Origin of the sequence: Puerhibacterium puerhi, assembly GCF_009846865.1 — a bacterium.
GTDB lineage: Bacteria > Actinomycetota > Actinomycetes > Actinomycetales > Cellulomonadaceae > Puerhibacterium > Puerhibacterium puerhi.
The window spans coordinates 66,041-83,540 of the sequence record NZ_WUWN01000003.1; the positions used below are offsets into that span (position 1 = coordinate 66,041).

The 17,500-nt window shown below is 78.2% G+C and carries 11 protein-coding genes; 6 read left to right on the top strand and 5 right to left on the bottom strand.

Features of this window, described 5'->3' with window-relative positions:
- Positions 1–69 precede the first annotated feature (69 nt).
- Positions 70–4,674: a hypothetical protein gene (locus tag GSF02_RS03035; protein WP_159792622.1), complete on the top strand. Its 4,605-nt coding sequence runs from the start codon at positions 70–72 to the stop codon at positions 4,672–4,674.
- A gap of 12 nt (positions 4,675–4,686) precedes the next feature.
- On the opposite strand, the gene GSF02_RS03040 is transcribed toward GSF02_RS03035, so the two are convergent.
- Together GSF02_RS03040 and GSF02_RS03045 are read right to left on the bottom strand one after the other, a co-directional pair.
- Positions 4,687–5,475, bottom strand: coding sequence for a glycosyltransferase family 2 protein (locus GSF02_RS03040; protein WP_235915336.1), 789 nt, complete (start codon positions 5,473–5,475; stop codon positions 4,687–4,689).
- A 327-nt stretch (positions 5,476–5,802) separates the two neighbouring features.
- The gene (locus tag GSF02_RS03045; RefSeq protein WP_159792626.1) at positions 5,803–6,639 is read right to left on the bottom strand and encodes a DUF5926 family protein; all 837 of its coding nucleotides are present in this window, start codon (positions 6,637–6,639) and stop codon (positions 5,803–5,805) included.
- Positions 6,640–6,839: 200 nt separating this feature from the next.
- Between GSF02_RS03045 and GSF02_RS03050 the strand changes: the two genes are divergently transcribed.
- Positions 6,840–8,363 (top strand): CoA transferase, encoded by a 1,524-nt coding sequence (locus GSF02_RS03050; RefSeq protein WP_235915328.1) that lies wholly within the window; start codon positions 6,840–6,842, stop codon positions 8,361–8,363.
- A 29-nt stretch (positions 8,364–8,392) separates the two neighbouring features.
- On the opposite strand, the gene GSF02_RS03055 is transcribed toward GSF02_RS03050, so the two are convergent.
- On the bottom strand, positions 8,393–9,733 hold the full coding sequence (locus tag GSF02_RS03055) for an MFS transporter (RefSeq protein WP_159792628.1): 1,341 nt from the start codon (positions 9,731–9,733) through the stop codon (positions 8,393–8,395).
- Positions 9,734–9,866: 133 nt separating this feature from the next.
- A complete protein-coding gene (locus GSF02_RS03060; RefSeq protein ID WP_159792630.1) occupies positions 9,867–11,330 on the bottom strand; it encodes a glutamyl-tRNA reductase in 1,464 nt (487 codons plus the stop codon).
- 49 nt (positions 11,331–11,379) lie between these two features.
- On the opposite strand from GSF02_RS03060, the gene hemE reads away from it, so the two are divergent.
- The 3 genes from hemE (at position 11,380) to GSF02_RS03075 (ending at position 15,260) form a co-directional block, all read left to right on the top strand.
- Complete coding sequence (hemE, locus tag GSF02_RS03065) at positions 11,380–12,573, top strand: uroporphyrinogen decarboxylase (RefSeq protein ID WP_408003852.1); 1,194 nt, start codon at positions 11,380–11,382, stop codon at positions 12,571–12,573.
- A gap of 7 nt (positions 12,574–12,580) precedes the next feature.
- Entirely contained in the window at positions 12,581–14,149 is a 1,569-nt protein-coding gene (locus tag GSF02_RS03070) for a protoporphyrinogen/coproporphyrinogen oxidase (RefSeq protein WP_159792634.1), read from the top strand.
- A gap of 76 nt (positions 14,150–14,225) precedes the next feature.
- Positions 14,226–15,260 carry a nitronate monooxygenase gene (locus tag GSF02_RS03075; protein ID WP_159792636.1) on the top strand — a complete coding sequence of 345 codons (1,035 nt, stop codon included), beginning with the start codon at positions 14,226–14,228 and terminating at the stop codon, positions 15,258–15,260.
- Between the two features lie 37 nt (positions 15,261–15,297).
- Here GSF02_RS03075 and GSF02_RS03080 read toward each other — a convergent pair whose 3' ends face one another.
- Entirely contained in the window at positions 15,298–15,867 is a 570-nt protein-coding gene (locus GSF02_RS03080; protein ID WP_159792638.1) for a TetR/AcrR family transcriptional regulator, read from the bottom strand.
- 83 nt (positions 15,868–15,950) lie between these two features.
- On the opposite strand from GSF02_RS03080, the gene GSF02_RS03085 reads away from it, so the two are divergent.
- A complete protein-coding gene (locus GSF02_RS03085; protein ID WP_328798990.1) occupies positions 15,951–17,495 on the top strand; it encodes an MFS transporter in 1,545 nt (514 codons plus the stop codon).
- The last annotated feature ends 5 nt before the right edge of the window (positions 17,496–17,500 follow it).

Sequence of the window (17,500 nt, forward strand, 5' to 3'; positions counted from 1 at the left end):
CCGTAGGACGTCCGGTGCGGCCGGGCGGCACGCCCGAGGCCGCGCGGCCCGGCCGCATACGCTTGCCGGGTGATCGTCCGTGCTCGTGCCGCCGCCGTCCTGTCGTCCCTCCTGGCGGTCCTGCTGGGAGCGGCGGTGCTGGTCGGAGGCGCGCCTGCGGCGCTCGCGACGCAGGCCGTGAGCGGGACGACCGCGACCACGCCGTCGGGCACGCCCGGGGGCGACGCGACCGCCACGGACGCCGCCGAGGACCCCGGCCCGGCGGGCCAGGCGCCCGAGCCCACGGCCACGCCGGAGCGCCCGCTCGTCGTCGCGGGCGTCGCGGGCCTCGAGTGGTCCGACCTCGACCGCACCCGAACGCCGCGCCTGTGGGCGCTCGTGGCGGGCGGCGACGTCGCCTCGATCGCGGTGCGCACCCTGTCCCCCACCTGCCCCGTGGACGCGTGGCTGACCGTGTCGGCCGGCAACCGCGTCACCAGCGCTGACACCCCCGCGCCGCCCGACGCGACCGCGGAGGCCGCCGCACCCGCGGGCGGCACGCTGCGCTGCCCGCGGGAGCCCGCGGTGATCGCCGACGGCACCACCGCCGCCGGGACGCCGTCCGCCGCCCAGGTGAGCGGCTGGTCCACGCTCGTGGCCCCCGAGGCCGAGGGGACCGGCAGCTACGGGCGCCCGGGCACGCTCGGCGACGCGCTCGGCGCGGCCGGGCAGTGCGCGACGGCGTTCGGCCCGGGCGCCGCGGTCGCGCTGGCCGGGTCGGACGGCCGGGTGCAGCGCTACCTGCCGGGCCTGCCCGAGCGGGTCGAGCGGCCCGACGGCGGGGAGACGGCCGGGCCCGTCGAGGACCCGCTGGCCGCCGCCCTGACGACCTGCCCGGTCTCGGTGGTCGACCTCGGCACGCTGCCGGACCCCGCCGCAGAGCGCGCCGACGCCCTGCGCGACCTCGACGCCGCCGTCGGCCGCCTCGTGGACGCCCTGCCCCAGGGCGGGCGCCTCCTCGTCGCCGGCGTGGCGGACACGCCGCTCGGGCCCCGCTCGGCCGGGCAGGTGGCCGTCGACTCGGTGCGCGGCGACGGCGCGGCGCCGAGCTGGCTGTCCTCCGGGTCGACGCGCCGCGAGGGCGTCGTCGGCGTCAACGACCTGTCGGCCACGATCGCCACCGCCGCCGGCCTGGACACCACCGGGTTCGACGGCAAGAACCTGGAGCGCGGCGAGCCGCGCCGTCTCGACACCGCCGGCACGGTGGAGACCCGCCGCTACCTCACCACGCTCACCGAGACCACCCCGCACGTCAGCTACGCGCTGCTGGGCACCCTCGTGGCGGCCGCGGTGATCTGCCTTCCGGTGCTGCTGCGCCCGTCGTCGCCGCGGGCGCGCCGCCAGGCGGCCGCGCTGCTCACCGTCGCGGCGATGCTGCCCGCCGGCGCCTCGCTGGCCACGCTGTCGCGCTGGTGGTCCTCCCCCGCGCCCGGCCCGGTGCTGGCCGTCGCGACGGTGCTGCCCGCCGTCGCGCTCGCGCTGGCCGCCTGGGCCGCGGAGCGCGGCCTGCGCCGCCCGCTGCCCGACGGCACCCCGGGCGCGGCGTGGCGCCTGCCCCTGGCCGTCGCCGGCCTCACCTGGCTGGTGCTCACGGTGGACGGCCTCACCGGCACCACGCTGCAGCAGGGCTCCCCGCTGGGGCCGTCGCTGGCGCTCGGCGCCCGCTTCTACGGGTTCGGCAACACCGTGTTCGCCGTGTACGCGACGGCGGCCGTGGTGCTCGCCGCCGGGCTCGCCGCAGCGGCGCTGCAGCGCGGCCGGCGCCGGGCGGCGCTCGCGGCGGTGGCCGGCGTGGGGCTCGTGACCGTGCTCGTCGACGGCCTGCCCGCCCTCGGCGCGGACGCCGGCGGGATCGTCTCGCTCGTCCCGGCGTTCGTGGTGCTGGGCGTGGCGGTGACCGGGCGGCGCGTGCGGCTGCGCCACCTCGCGCTCGCGGCGTTCGCCGCGCTCGTCGTCGTGGCAGCGATCGCGGTGGCCGCGTGGCTCCTGCCCGGCCCGGGCTCGCACCTCGGCCGGTTCGTGCAGCGCCTCGTGGACGGCGACGCCGCCGCGGTCGTGGCGGCCAAGGCCGCGGGCGCGTGGCACACCGTGGCCAGCGTGCCCGGCGCCGCCGCGACGCTGCTGGTCGTGGCCGCGGCCTGGGCGGTCCTGGCGCCCGCCCGGCGGCCGTGGTCGCGGGTGCCGGCGCTGCGCCGGCTGGCCGAGGCGTACCGCGAGCGTCCGGTGCTGCGCGCCGGCGTGGTCGCGCTCGTCGTCGTGGCCGGCGTCGGCTCGCTGCTCAACGACACCGGCGTGGCAGTGGCCTTCCTGGTGCTGGTGCTCGGCGCCGCGACCCTCGGCACGGGGCTGGCGGCCCAGGCCCCGGCGCCCGCCCGGGCGGCACCGCTGCCCGACCCCGACGCCGCCGGCCTGGTCCGCCGGGCGCCCACCACCGTCGTGACCGTGGGCGGCGGCGTGCTCGTGGCGTTCCTGCTGGTGGTGGGCATGGCGCCGCCGAGCTCCGGCACCGGCGTCGCCGGCGGGCAGTCCACCGCCCTCGGCGACCCGGACGCCACCGCCGTCGCCGCGCCCGGGTCGTCGCTCGTCGTGGTGGGCACCGCCGGGATGCGCTGGTCCGACGTGCGCCCCGACGCCCCGGTGGCGCCGACGCTCGCCGGCCTGCTCGCCGACGGCGCCGACGCCGCGGGCGTCGCGCTGCCGACCGGTGCGGCGGCGCGCTGCGTGGAGGGCGGCTGGCTCGCGCTGTCCGCGGGGCAGCTGGCCGAGGCCGCCACGACGCGCGGCGCGGACGGCGCGTGGGCGTGCCCGCCGCTGGCCGTGGAGCCGGGCGCCGGCGAGGGCACCGACCAGGGCGGCGCCGTCGTCGCCGGCTGGGCCGCCCTGCAGGACCAGCAGCGGGGATCGAGCTACGGCGCGCGGCTCGGCCGGCTCGGCACGGCGCTGGCCGGCGCCCCGGCGTGCGCCACCGCCGTCGGGCCCGGGGCCGCCGTCGCGCTCGCCGACGGCGACGGCACCGTGGCGCGCTACCGCGACGTCGACGCCGCGGTGACGCGGGGCTCGGACGCGTTCGACTGCCCCGTCACCGTGGTCGACGCCGGCAGCGCCGTCGTCCCGCGGGAGGCGACCGCCGAGCAGCGGGCCGAGGCCGTCGCCGCCGTCGACGACGTCGTGGGCGACGTCCTGGACGCCGTGCCGTCGAGCGCCACGGTGGTGGTGGTCGACGTCGCGAACGTGCCCGGCACGCAGGCCGCCCTGGGCCTGGGGATGGTGCGGCCGTCGGCGGACCTCGAGGACCGCCCCCGCTACCTGTCGAGCACCGCCACCCGCACGGACGGCGTCGTGCGGCTGCTCGACGTGCCGGCCACCGTGCTGCGCACCGCCGAGGCCGCGGTGCCCGCCACGCTGGACGACACCCCGCTGGCCCGCGCCGCCGTGCGCCCCGCGGACGCCACCGCCACGGCCGACGAGCTCGCCGACCTCACCGACCGCGACCACGTGCGCCGCACCGTGTACACGTGGCTCGTCGACGTCCCGTTCTACGCCGGCCTCGCGCTGGCCGCCGCCTGCCTCGTGGCGGCCCGCACGGGCCGCGGCCGCGGCGCGCGGGCGTGGCGCTGGGCGGAGGGCGCGGCGCTCGCGCTGTCGGCCCTGCCGGCGGCGTCGTTCCTCGGCGCGCTGGTCGGGTGGTGGCGGTTCGCCGCGCCGCTGCCGGCGCTCGTGGTGGGCACGGCGCTGACGACGGCGGTGGTGGCCGGGCTGGGCGCGCTGGCGCCGCGGCGGCCGCTGTGGGCGCCGCTGGGCGTCGTCGCGGGCGTCACCTTCGCCGTGCTGACCCTCGACGGGCTGGTCGGCACCCCGCTCAACCGCGCCTCGCCGCTGGGCTCCGCCCCCACGTTCGGGGCCCGCTTCTACGGCTTCGGCAACCCGACGTTCTCCATCTACGCCGTCGCGGGGCTGCTGTTCGCCGCGGCCGTCGCGCAGTGGCTCGTGCGGCGCGGCCGCACGGCGCTGGCGGCCGTGGCCGTGGGCGTGATCGGCCTCGTCGCGATGGTGGTCGACGTGTGGCCCACCCTCGGCGCCGACCTCGGCGGCGGGCTCGTGCTCGTGCCGGCGTTCGTGATCATCGGGCTGGTGGCGTCGGGGGCGCGGGTCACGCTGCGGCGGTTCGTGCTCGTCGCGGCCGCCGGCGTGGCCGCCGTCGCCGCGGTGGGCGTGCTCGACTGGCTGCGCCCCGAGGCCGCCCGCTCCCACCTGGGCCGGTTCGTGGCCCAGGTGGTCGACGGCGAGGCGTGGGGCATCCTGGCCCGCAAGGCCTCCTACGCGCTGCGCTCGGTGCTCGGCGGGGTGCCGGTGTGGCTGACGCTCGTGGTGCTCGTGGCCGCGGCGGTGCCGCTGCTCGCCCCGGCGCGGGTGCGGGCGCGCTGGACGCCCGGCTGGTTCGCCCGCGCCGAGGAGGGCTGGCCCCTGCTGCGGCCGGCGGTGCTGGCGATCTGGACGATGGCCGTGCTCGGGTCGCTGGTCAACGACTTCGGGGTGCGCATCGCGCTGATCGCGCTGGTGCCGGCGATCCCGATGGTCACCCTGGTGGCGCTGCAGGCCCGCGGCGGCCGGGAGCTCGAGCGGGCCTCGCGATAGCGGCCGGGCCGCTCAGGACTTCGAGTCGCCGTGCACGCCGCGCAGCGCGTCGAACGCCCCGCGCAGGCGGCGGGCGTTGACCGCCAGCATCACGTCGCGGTACTGCCCCGCGCGGTGCACCTGACCCTTGAAGTCGTTGGCGGACGGGCGGTGCTTGAGGTCACACGGCACCTCGACGGCCACGTACCCCTTGCGCAGCAGGTCGATCGTCATGCCGGTCTCCACGCCCCAGCCGTGCGCCAGCGGCGTCGCGGCCTCGAACGCCTCGCGCGTCAGGCAGCGCATGCCCGACAGCGGCTGCTGCGGCGTCCAGCCCGTGAGGTTGTGGATGGCGCGCCGGGCCGCGCCGACGACGATGCCGCGCCCGCCGGCGCCCGGCTGCGGCGGCAGCAGCGCGATCGCGACGTCGGCGACCCCCTCGCGCACCGGCGCCACGAGCGGCGCGGTGTTGACCGCCGTGTCGCCCAGGTCGCCGTCGACGAAGAGCAGCAGCCGCGGCGGGCGGCCCGGGGCGTCGCGCATGGCCACCACGGCCGCGCCCGTCTCCATGGCCGCGGCCTTGCCGCGGTTGTGCGAGTGGCGCACGACGACGGCGCCCGCGTCGCGCGCGACGTGCTGCGTGTCGTCCTCGGACCCGTCGTCGACCACGAGCACGAGGTCGACGTAGGGGATGGCGCGCGCGGACCGTACGGTCGCCGCGATGCGCTCCTGCTCGTCCTTCGCGGGGATGACGACGGCGACACGCTGGGTGTCGCGGCCCGCCCTGCTCGTGGCCGGCCGTGGCGTCTTCGCCACGGGCAGCACGGCCTCGGAGGTGTCGGCCGTCCCGGCGTCCTGCCGGTCGGTCCCGTTCGTCACCACGTCGGGGCCCTCCTGGCCCCGCACCTGGTCGGCGTTCACGCGTGTCCTGCCTGCTGCGTCGTGGGTGTCGATCCACGGGGTTCCCCGGGGATCGGGAGTGCAAAGACTTTCCCTGAGAATGCTACTCCCTCGGTAGCGGAATTCTCGCCGAACGGCGTCGTGGCAGGTCACCCGGGAAGCGCGGAGACGACGACGGGGGTGCCGCCGTGCGGCACCCCCGTCCCGGGCGGCCGGGCGCCGCCGACGACGCCCCAGCCACCGCCGCCGTCAGCGCAGCGTGACCTGGCGCGAGACGATGCCGGCGCGGGCACGGCGCTGGTTCGCGTCCAGCGGCTCGGTGACCGCCAGGGCGGCCGCCAGGCGCTCGCCGAGCTCCGCGACCGGGCCCTCGACGTCGGCGGCCTCGGTGCCCCGGGGCAGCTCCCAGACCGGCACCACGATGCCCGCGGCGCGGAACATGCCGAGGAACCGGCCCTCGCCGCCCGGCAGCGCGATCGCCGAGCGGCGCTCGGCGTGCAGGCGCGCGATCGCGTCGACCACCTGGTCCTCCGGCTCGGGGCGGGCCCAGCGGACGAACTCGCGGCTCATCCGGCACCAGTAGGCCGACTCCACGCCGGGGATCTTCACGGTGGGGATGGTGGCCTCCGCGGCCTCGGACAGCGACGCCTCGACGTCGGAGGTGCGCTCGGCGCCGGCGTCGACCCAGTAGTCGTAGCCGTCGTGCACGGTGACCTCGAACGGGACGGTGAGGTCGAGCACGTCCTGCAGCCGCGGGCCGTCCGACGCGTTCGCGGGCGCGGGGATCGCGGTGCCCGGCTCGGCGTCGATCGCCTCGAGCAGGGCGGCGGCGAGGTCGCGCGAGAGGTCGCCGGAGCTGAGCACGCCCTGGAGCGCCAGCAGCACGGTCCCGTCGGGGCGGTGCATGGCGGCGTAGCCGCCCGGCAGGATCGTCACGAGCAGCACGTCGCGGGCGCCGTGCTCCTCCGTGGTGCGCAGCGGGGCGGTCGCGGAGGGGACGATCTCGCGCATCGCGACCCAGTCGGGCTCGCCGGGGAGGCCCTCGAACGGGCGCAGCACGAAGTCGGTCGCAGAGCTGGAGGCCATGGTCGGGATCCTAGCCGCCGTGCGGCACGCGCGGTCCCCGGGGTCCCGCCTCTCGCCGTTCTCGGCCGCTGCGTGTCAGTACCGGCGCACGCCATACCCGGCGTACGTGCTGACAGGCCCGGGTGTCGGGGGGCTCGGGTGCCCCGGGCGACCGCCCGGCCGCCGGGTGCGGGTGGCCGGGCGTTGCGTACCGTCGTGCTGTGGACGCATGGCGCGAGCTCGTGGCGGCCTACGAGACCGGGACCGGCGTCGACGCCGACGCCCTCGCCGCGGCGCGGCTGCCCGCCCCGGCGGACGCTCCCCCGCCCGAGCCCGACGACCGGCCGTGGCTCGCCGCGACGCTGCCCGCGCTGGACCTGGCGATGGGCTCGGTGGAGGCCGTGCGGCGGGCCGCGGTGCGCGCGGGCGCCACCGGCGCCCTCGCCACCGCGCCCCTGGAGCCCGACCGGATCGCGGCGGCGTTCTCCTCCGAGCGGCTCTTCCGGCTCGACGGCCTCGAGGTCGAGGCCTTCGCCCCGCTGTCCGGCTTCTTCCGCGCCGCCGACGGCTGGGTGCGCACGCACGCCAACTACCCGCACCACCGCACGCGGCTGCTCGGGCTGCTCGGCCTGCACGACGGCGCCAGCCGCGAGGAGGCGGCGGCCACGATCGCCCGGCGCTCGGCGCAGGCGCTGGAGGACGCCGCGACGCAGGCCGGGGCGATCGTCGTGCGCGTGCGCACCGAGGACGAGTGGCGCGAGTCCGCGGCGGGGCGCGCGGCGGCCGGCGGGCCGCTGGTGCGCGTCGAGGCGCGCGACGACGGGCCGGTGGAGCCGGGGCGGCACGAGTCGTCCCGCGCGTGGGACCGGGCCGGCGCGGCCCCAGGGCCCCCGGCGGGGACGAGCGCGGAGGCGGGCGCCCAGGCCGGGGCGCCCGGCGAGGCCGGCGGCGCCGCCCGCCACGCGGCGCCGTGGGACGCCCGGCGGCCGCTGACCGGCGTCCGCGTGCTCGACCTGACGCGGGTCCTCGCCGGGCCCGTGGCCACCCGCACCCTGGCGCTGCTGGGGGCGCAGGTGCTGCGGGTCGACCCGCCGGTGCCGGCCGAGATCCGCTGGGTGCACCTCGACACCGGGCACGGCAAGCGCACCGCCCTGCTGGACCTGCGCGGGGACGGCGACCTCGAGCGCGCGCACCGGCTGCTGGCCGAGGCCGACGTCCTCGTCACGGGCTACCGGCCGGGGTCGCTGGAGGCCCTCGGGCTGCAGGTGCCGCCGGGCGTCGTGCACGCCCGCGTGGACGCCTGGGGCGCCGAGGGTCCGTGGGCGCCGCGGCGGGGCTTCGACTCGATCGTGCAGGCGGCGTCGGGCATCGCGGTCGTGGAGGGCGGCCCCGCTGCCGCCGCCGGCGGGCGGCCCGCCGCGCTGCCGTGCCAGGCGCTCGACCACGGGTCGGGGTACCTGCTGGCGGCCGGCGTGATCGACGCGCTGCTGGCCCGCCGCGCCGACGGACGCGGCCGGGACGTGTCGGTGTCCCTGGCCCGCACCGCCGCGTGGCTGCTCGACCCCGGCGTGCCCGGCGGCGCCCGCGACCCCGAGCACCCGCCGGCCGCCGTCGTGCCGCCGGGGTTCGCGGCCAGCCACGGGCGCGCTCCGATCGTGACGACGGCGCGCCCGGCGCTGCCCGGCTTCGACGACTACCTCGACCCGGCGCGGCCGTGGGGCACCGACCACGCGTCGTGGGTCTGACGGCGCTCACCGCCGCCGGCGCGGGCACGTCAGCCCACGGCGTCCTGCTCGAGCCTCAGGTCGCGCCCGCGGGTCTCCGGCGACAGCAGCGCCCCGACGAACGACAGCGCGATCATCGCCATCATGTAGACCGCCACTGGCCACCAGCTGCCCGACGCCCAGGTGATCAGCGCGGAGGAGACCAGCGGGGCGATGCCGCCGCCGAAGACCGAGGAGAACTCCCGGGCCAGGGAGATGCCCGCGTACCGGTACCGGGAGCCGAACATCTCGGCGTAGAAGGCCCCCTGGCTGCCCACGGTGCCGTAGCCGGCGACCATGAAGCCGACGACCACCACGAGGCCGATGAGCACCTCGTTCCTGGTCTGCAGCAGCAGGAACGCGGGGACGGGGAAGAAGAACAGGAAGCCGAGCACGGCGAGGATCACGGGCTTGCGCCCCACCCGGTCCGTGGCCCAGCCGGCGGCCACGGCGGCCAGGCAGGCACCGAGCGCGCCGTAGAGCAGCACCTCGGGGATGAACGCCGCCTCGACGCCGAGCCAGGTCACCAGGTAGGAGCCCATGAACACCTGGTAGACGTACGACTGCCCGTTCGACCCCATGTTGATCAGGAACACCCGCCACAGGGCCGGGCGCCCGTGGCGCAGGACGTCGCCGATCGGTGTGTCCTTGCGGCCGATCTGGCCCTTGGTGGCCTGCTCGAACACCGGCGACTCGTTCAGCCGCCGCCGGAAGACGTAGGCGGCCACGGTGACGAGCGCCGAGGTGAAGAAGACGGCCCGCCAGCCCCAGGAGGTCAGCGCGGCCTCGTCGAGCCGCTGCGCCCACAGCCACGCCAGGGCGCCGAGCACGGAGCCGAGCGCCGCCCCCACGAAGACCAGCGAGGCGTAGAAGCCGCGGCGGGAGGCCCGGGCCGTCTCGGCCAGCAGGGTCACGCCACCCGCCTGCTCGGCCCCGGCGCCGAAGCCCTGCAGGATGCGGCACACCACCAGCAGGACCGGGGCGAGGAGGCCCACCTGCTCGTAGGTGGGCAGCAGGCCGATCGCGAAGGTGGCGACACCCATGAGGAAGAGCGTGCCCACCAGCACCCACTTGCGCCCCAGCCGGTCGCCGTAGCGGGAGAAGAACAGCCCGCCCAGCGGTCGCGCGGCGAAGCCGACGGCGTACGTGCCGAGCGAGGAGATGACGCCGACGGCCGGCGAGACCTCGGGGAAGAACAGCGTGTTGAAGACGATCGCGGCGGCGGTGCCGTAGATGACGAAGTCGTACTGCTCGAGCGCGGTGCCCACCAGGCCCGCGGCCGCGGCGCGGCGCACGACGGCCGGCTCGACGGCGGTCTCCTCCTCGGCGACCGGGGCGTTGCGGTGCGTCATCGGTCCTCCCCTCCCGGACGGTGCGCCGGGCGGGGTCGTCGCCGTCGACGCACGCCGCGAGGTGGTCGCCCGCGGCGACCATCAGGGTAGACCCGTGCCCGTCACCGCGCGGGGCGAGCGGCGGAGCCTCGGCTCAGCGCGCGGGCTGGTCGGCCGCGGCGCGAGCGGCCTCGGCCTCGGCGGCGCTGACGACGTCGCGCTCGGCGGCGCGCGCCCGGGCCACGGCCTCGGCGCGCACGGCCACGATCCGGTCGTGCAGGGAGGCGTGCACGCGCTTGCGCACCTCGCGGGCGATCGCCTCGACGTCGGCCTCGTCCGGCTCGGCCGGACGGCCCACGGCGTCCACCTCGCCGCGCTCGCGCAGCTCGGCGCGCAGGCGGCCCACGGCCTCGTCGATCTCCGCGCGGGCCTGCTCCTCGGCCTCGTCGAGCAGCGCGACGACGGCGGCGTCGGCCTCCCGGCCCACCTGGTGCTCCTCGAACTCGCGCGCGGCGTCCTGGACGATCTCGCGGGCGTGGTCGACGACGGCGCGGGCCGTGGCGGGCGCGTGCGCCTTGAGCGCCTGCAGGTCGTACAGCAGCACGCCCTCGACGTCGGCGACGCCCGGGTCGACGTCGCGGTGCAGCGCGAGGTCGAGGACCACCAGCGGGCGCCCCTCGGCCTCGTCGCCGTGCTGCGCCGCGGCGCGCAGCCGGGCGCGGGCGACGGCGGCGGCGTCGAGCACGTACTCGATGCTCGCCTCGGGACCGCGGGCCTGGCCGGCGGGGTCGGCACCGGACCCGGCGTCGGACGCGCCGTCGAGCGCGGCGACCGTGCGGCGGCCGCGCGCCCCGGACACCGACACCACGAGGTCGGCCTCGGCGAGCGCCTCGACCAGCGCCTCGCGGTCGCCGTCCAGCGCCACGACCTCGTGCGACTCGGCGAACACTGCCGCGCGGCCGGACTGGGAGTACACGCGGATGTCGTCGCTGCCGCGCTGGCGCAGGGCGGCCACGGAGGCGCCCGCGTACGAGCCGGTGCCGATGAGCACGGTGCGCACCACGCGCCAGTCCGGCAGGGACTCCCCGGCCAGGTCCAGGCCGAGCTTGACCAGCGAGCGGCCGGTCGAGCCCAGCGTGGTGTGCGCGCCGACCCGCTTGGACGTGCGCGAGGCGGTCTGGAAGAGCAGCTCGAGCGTCTTGGACGTGGTGCCCTCGGCCCGCGAGACCTCGAGGGAGCGCTTGACCTGCCCGGCGATCTCCCGCTCGCCCACCACCATCGAGTCCAGGCCGGAGGCCACGGAGAACAGGTGGGTGGGCACCTCGGAGCCGGTGCGCACGGTGAAGGACTCCGCGGCCGTCTCGGGGGTCACGCCGGACGCCTCGGCGACGAGCCGCGCGACGTGCTTGGTGGCGTGGCGGACGCCCTCGCCGTCGAGCGGCGCCTCGACGTCCAGGTAGAGCTCGAACCGGTTGCAGGTCGAGATGACCACGGCGCCCTGCACGGGCTCGCAGGACCGCACGACGGTGCGGCCGACGGAGGCGGAACCCGTGGACAGACGCTCGAGAGCGTCGAGGTCGAGCTCGCGGTGGCTGGCGGTCAGGGAGAGGAGAACCACAATGATCCGACTTTATTCGCCTCTGCGGCCCGGGGCAGAATCGATCTCCGTGACATCTCCCACTCCCGCGGCCCCCGTCCCCGGCTCGGACGCGACGACGCCGCTGCCCGTCGACCACCCGCTCGTCGACGGGCGCACGGCGCGCTCGCCGCTGGTGCGCGCGCTGCGCGGGGACCGCCCCGAGACGCTGCCCGTGTGGTTCATGCGCCAGGCCGGCCGCTCGCTGCCGGAGTACCGCGAGGCGCGCGAGGGCACGGCCATGCTCGAGGCCTGCCTGACGCCGCCGCTCGCCGCGGAGATCACGCTGCAGCCGGTGCGCCGCCACCACGTCGACGCGGCGATCTTCTTCTCCGACATCGTGGTGCCCCTGAGGCTCGCGGGCGTCGGCGTCGAGATCCAGCCGGGCGTGGGCCCGGTGATGGACCAGCCGTACCGCACCGCCGACGACGTCGCCCGGCTCACCGAGCGCGAGCTGACGGACGAGGCGCTGGCCCCGATCGCCGAGGCGGTGGCGCTCACGGCCGCGGGGCTGGACGAGCTCACCGAGTCCGTCGGCGCCCCGCGCGGCGAGACCACCCCGCTCATCGGGTTCGGCGGTGCGCCATTCACGCTGGCCGCCTACCTGGTGGAGGGCCGCCCCTCGCGCGACCACCTGGCCGCCCGCACCCTCATGCACGCCGACCCCGAGACGTGGGCCCGGCTGACCGCCTGGACCGCCGACCTCACCGGCCGGTTCCTGCGCGCCCAGGTCCTCGCGGGCGCCTCGGCCGTGCAGCTGTTCGACTCCTGGGCCGGCTCGCTGTCGCTGGCCGACTACGGCGCGTACGTCGCGCCGGCGTCCACCCGCGCGCTGGCGCACGTGGCCGACCTGCGGGCGGGCTCCGACGCGACGCAGGCCCCCGGCGTCCCGGCCATCCACTTCGGCACCGGCACCGGCCACCTGCTGGGCGCGATGCGCGACGTCGTGCGCGACGCCGGCCTCACCCACACCGCCGTCGGCGTCGACTACCGCACCCCGCTGGACGAGGCGCTCGACCTGCTCGGCCCGGGCGTCGCCGTGCAGGGCAACGTCGACCCGGCGCTGCTGGCGGCACCGTGGGAGGTGCTCGCCGAGCACGTGCAGGACGTCGTCGACCGCGGCGCCGGGGCGCCCGGGCACGTGGTGAACCTGGGCCACGGCGTGCCGCCCGCCACGGACCCCGCCGCCCTGACCCGCCTCGTCGAGCTGGTCCACTCGCTGTGAGCCGGCGGTGAGCGAGGCGGCCGTGGGCGCGGGCGGCCGCGCGCGGGTCGAGGACGTCGACGCGATCGTCGTCGGCGGGGGCGTCGGCGGCCTGGTGGCCGCCCGGACCCTCGTGCGCCGGGGCCTGCACACCGTCGTCCTGGAGGCGGCCGCCCTGCCGGGCGGCCCGGTGCGCGGCGGGGCGTTCGCGTCGCTGCCGTCCGTGCCGCTCGACCTCGGCGTCGAGTCGTACGCGGCCCGTGGCGAGGCGGTCACGGCGCTCGCCAAGGAGCTGGGCCTCGCCGTCGTCTCCCCCGCCGCCGCGCAGGCCTGGGGGTACGCCGCCGGCCGCACGTTCCCGCTCCCCCGCGCGGGCATCCTCGGCATCCCGTCGGTGCCCTGGGCGCCGGACGTCCGCCGGGCGATCGGCTGGCCCGGCGCGCTGCGCGGCGCGCTCGACCGCGTGCTGCCCGCCCGGTTCGCCGACACCTCGTCGCTCGCCACGCTCGTGCGCTCGCGCCTGGGCCGTCGCGTCGCCGACCGGCTCGTGACCCCCGTGGCCGCCGGCGTGCACTCCGCCCCGCTCGACAAGCTCGACGTCGCCGCGGTGGCGCCCGGGCTGCTCGAGGCGTTCCACCGGGAGGGGTCGCTCTCGCGGGCCGTGGCCGCCCAGCGCCGCGCCGCGCCAGCCGGCTCGGCCGTGCGCGGCATCGACGGCGGCGTCCACGGCATCGTCGAGGCCGTCGTGGGCGAGCTCAACGCCGACGCCGAGGGCTGGGCGCAGGTGTCCGACGGCGACCTCGCGCACGCCGGCGTGCGCACCGGCCAGCGGGTGGTCGGGATCGAGCGGCTGCCGGCGCCCGGCCCCGGCTCCGAGGGCGGCGCCGCGGCCGGGTCCGGCTCCGGCGACCCGGGCCTCGGCGGCGAGGACCAGGCCGGCGGGGCGTGGCTCGTGACGACGGCGACCGGCGCCCGGCTGCGCGCCCCGCGCCTGGTGGTCGCGACGCCCGCCGTCGCCGCCCTGCTCTCCCCCGCCCTCGGCGGCGCCACCGCCCCGACGCCGGAGCCCGGCGCCCCGATCGCGCTGGTCACGCTGCTGCTCGACGTCCCCGAGCTCGACGCCGCGCCCCGCGGCACGGGCATGCTCGTCGCCCCGGACGCGACGTCCGGTCCGGGTGCGGGCACCGGCCCCGGCGGGCCCGGCGCCGGCGTGCGGGCCAAGGCGTTCACCCACGCGACGGCCAAGTGGCCCTGGCTCGCGGCGCGCGTGCGCGCGGCGGCCGGCGACGGCGTGCACGTGGTGCGGCTGAGCTACGGGCGCATCGGCGAGGCCCCGGTCGAGCCCGACGTGGCGCAGGCGACGCACGACGCCTCGGTGCTGCTGGGCGTCGACCTGGCCGGGCGCGTGCGCGACCACCTGGTGCAGCGCTGGGACGGCTCCCTGCCGCCGCCCACGCCCGCCTACCGTGCGGCGCTCGGCGACTTCCTGGCGGCGGTGCAGGCCGCGCCGGGCCTCGCCGTCGTCGGCGGCTGGGTGGCCGGCACCGGCCTGGCGTCCATCGTCGGCCACGCGACCGAGACCGTGGCCGAGCTATGACGGCGGCGGTGGTGGTGACGGTGGTGGTGACGGCGGTCGTGACGGTGGTGGTGACGGCAGCGGTGACGGTAGCGCCGTGAGCCGGACGCTGCCGGACCCCCTCGGCGCGAGCGTCCCGGTCCTCGTGGCACCCATGGCCGGCGGTCCCTCGACCCCGGCGCTCGTACGCGCCGCCGCCGGGGCGGGGCACCTTGCCCAGCTCGCGGGCGGGTACCGGAGCGCCGATCAGCTCGGCGCGCAGGTGCGCGCCGTGCGAGAGGCGGGCGTCGAGGCGTTCGGCGTCAACCTGTTCGTGCCGAACCCCGCGCGCGTGGACGCGGCGGCGTACCGGCGCTACCGCGAGGCGCTGCGCCCGACGGCGGCGCGGCTCGGCGTGCCCGACCTGCCCGACGTCCTGGAGGACGACGACGCCTGGGACGCCAAGGTGGAGCTCCTGCTCACCGACCCCGTGCCGGTCGTGAGCTTCACGTTCGGCCTGCCCGCGGCGGACACCGTGCGCCGGCTGCGGGCCCGCGGCAGCGTGACCCTGCAGACCGTGACCGGCGCCGCCGAGGCCCGGGCCGCCGCGGAGCGCGGCGTGGACGCCCTGGTCGTGCAGGCCGCGGCCGCCGGCGGGCACTCCGGCGTCCTGGACCCCGCCGCGCTGCCCTCCGCCACGCCGCTGCCGGACCTCGTGCGCGCCGTCGCGGCCGCGACCGACCTGCCGGTCGTCGCGGCCGGCGGGATCGCCACGCGGGACGACGTCACGGCGGCCCTCGCCGCCGGGGCACAGGCGGTGGCGGTCGGGACCGCCGTCCTGCGCAGCCCGGAGAGCGGCGCCTCGGCGGTGCACAAGGACGCCCTCGCCGACCCGCGCCACGACCGCACGGCCCTGACCCGGGCCTTCACCGGGCGCGTCGCTCGCGCGCTGGTCAACCGCTTCGTCGCGGAGCACGACGCCGCCGCGCCCGTGGGCTACCCGGCGCTGCACCACCTGACCCGTCCGCTGCGCGCGGCCGCGACCGCGGCGGGCGACGCCTCCGCCGTCAACCTCTGGGCCGGGACCGGCTGGCGGCACGCGAGCGCCGACCCGGCCGCCGTCACCCTGGCGCGGCTGGCCTCCGGGCTGTAGCGGGCGCCGCGGACGCGGAGCGCCCGGGTCCCGCGGGTCAGGCCTCCGCGACGGCCTCGTCGATCATCGCCAGGAGCCGGGTGCGCAGCAGGTCCAGGCGCTCCTGGTCGGGCGTCGCGCCCCACAGGGGCGCCCCGCTGATCCCGTCGGCGGCCGCCACGACCACCGCCTGGGCCTCGGGCGGGAGCCCGTCGCCGGCGAGCTCCCGCTCCCACCACGCGGTGTCCTCCTGCGCGAGCCGGGCCACGGCGGGCACGGTGATGAGCTGCGCGGTCAGCGCGATGCGCTCGCGCGCCTCGGACTCCTCGGCCACCTCGGCGAGCGACGCGCGCACGTACGCCCGGGTCAGCCGGCCCGGACCGGCGTCGGCGGGGTCGACGTGCGCCCGCACCGCGCCGCGGAACGCCTCGTTCATCTCCTGCGCCAGCGCCACCACCAGCGCGTCCTTGCTGGGGAAGTGGTAGAGCAGCCCGCCCTTGGACACGCCCGCGTGCTGCGCGACGACGTCGAGCGACGCCGCGACGCCGTGCGTGCGGATCACCTCGGCGGCCGCGTCGAGCACCAGGCGGCGGGTGTCCTGCGGCGTGCGGCCGGCCGTGCGCCCCATCGTGTGTCGCCTCCCCGGGTGTGTCAGGTCTCTCGCACTGTACGGGCTGGATACTGTACCGACCGGTCGGTACAGTATTGACCATGACCCTCCAGACCTCCGAGCCCGGCACGGCGCTGTCGGCGCGGCGCCGCTGGGCCGCGCTGGCGGTGCTCACGCTGGCGATCCTGCTGCTCGCGGTCGACGGCACCGTGCTGTCGCTGGCCGTGCCCTCGCTGACCCGCGACCTGGCCCCGACCGCCACGCAGATCCTGTGGATCGGCGACATCTACTCGCTGGCCCTCTCCGGCCTGCTCGTCGTCATGGGCACGCTGGCCGACCGGGTGGGGCGCAAGCGCCTGCTCCTGGTCGGCGCCACCGCGTTCGGGCTCGCCTCGCTGCTCGCGGCGTCCGCCTCGACGCCCGAGATGCTCATCGCCGCGCGCCTGCTGCTCGGCGTCGCCGGCTCGACCATCATGCCGTCGACCCTGTCGATCATCCGCAACGTGTTCCCGGACCCGGTCGAGCGCACCCGCGCGATCGCCGTCTGGTCGGCGGCGGCGGGCGGCGGCGCGGCGCTCGGCCCGCTCGTGGGCGGCACGCTGCTCGAGCACTTCTGGTGGGGCTCGGTCTTCGTCATCAACGTGCCGGTGATGGTGGTGCTCGTCGTCGCCGGGCTGTGGCTGCTGCCGGAGTCGAAAGATCCCGACCCCGGCCGGTTCGACCTGCCGTCGGCCGCGCTGTCGCTGGCCACGGTGCTGCCGTTGGTCTACGCCGTGAAGCACACGGTCTCCGCGGGCGTCGACCTGCTCGGGCTCGCCTGCGCGGCCGTGGCGGCCCTGGCCGGCACGGCGTTCGTGCGCCGCCAGCGGCGCCTGGCCGCGCCGATGATCGACGTGGAGCTGTTCCGCACGCCGGCGTTCTCCGGCGCGGTGCTGGCCAACTTCATCGGCGTGTTCGCCCTGACGGGGCTGCTCTACTTCTTCTCGCAGTACCTGCAGCTCGCCCGCGGGTTCAGCCCCCTGCGGGCGGGGCTGGCGGAGCTGCCCGCCACGCTGGCGTCCATCGCCGTCGTGGCCGTCGTCGGCACCGCCGTCGTGCGGCTCGGCCGCGGCCGCACCATCGCCGTCGGCCTGCTGCTCACCGCCGCCGGCCTGATCACCGTGGCGGCGGCCGAGGGTGCCGCGTCCTACCTGTGGCTCGGCCTGGCCCTGGTGCCGGTCGGCCTCGGCGTCGGGCTGGCGCAGACCGTCACGACCGACGCCGTCGTCTCGGCCGTGCCGCCCCACAAGGCGGGCGCCGCCTCCGGCATCTCGGAGACGGCGTACGAGCTGGGCGTCGCGCTCGGGATCGCCGTGCTCGGCTCGCTCCTGACGCTCGTGTACCGCTCGTCGCTGGCGCTGCCCGGCGGGCCTGACCGGGGCCGAGCGGGCCGCGGCCGAGGACTCGCTGGCGTCGGCGGTGTCCGTGCTGCCGGCCGGGCACCCCGCCGCGCACGCGGCGCAGGAGGCGTTCGTGGGTGCGATGCAGACGACGTCGCTGGTGGCGGCCGCGGTGACCCTGCTCGGCGCGGTCGTGGCGTGGCGGACGATCCCGTCGGCGCGGGCGGCCGCCGCGAGCGGTCGGGCGGTGCGCTGACGGCGGCGTGAGCAGG

Coding starts and splice junctions, on each gene's coding strand:
- GSF02_RS03055 (WP_159792628.1), bottom strand. CDS start 9,733: ATGACGCACCGCAACGCCCCGGTCGCCGAGGAGGAGACCGCCGTCGAG.
- GSF02_RS03085 (WP_328798990.1), top strand. CDS start 15,951: ATGACCCTCCAGACCTCCGAGCCCGGCACGGCGCTGTCGGCGCGGCGC.
- GSF02_RS03080 (WP_159792638.1), bottom strand. CDS start 15,867: ATGGGGCGCACGGCCGGCCGCACGCCGCAGGACACCCGCCGCCTGGTG.
- GSF02_RS03045 (WP_159792626.1), bottom strand. CDS start 6,639: ATGGCCTCCAGCTCTGCGACCGACTTCGTGCTGCGCCCGTTCGAGGGC.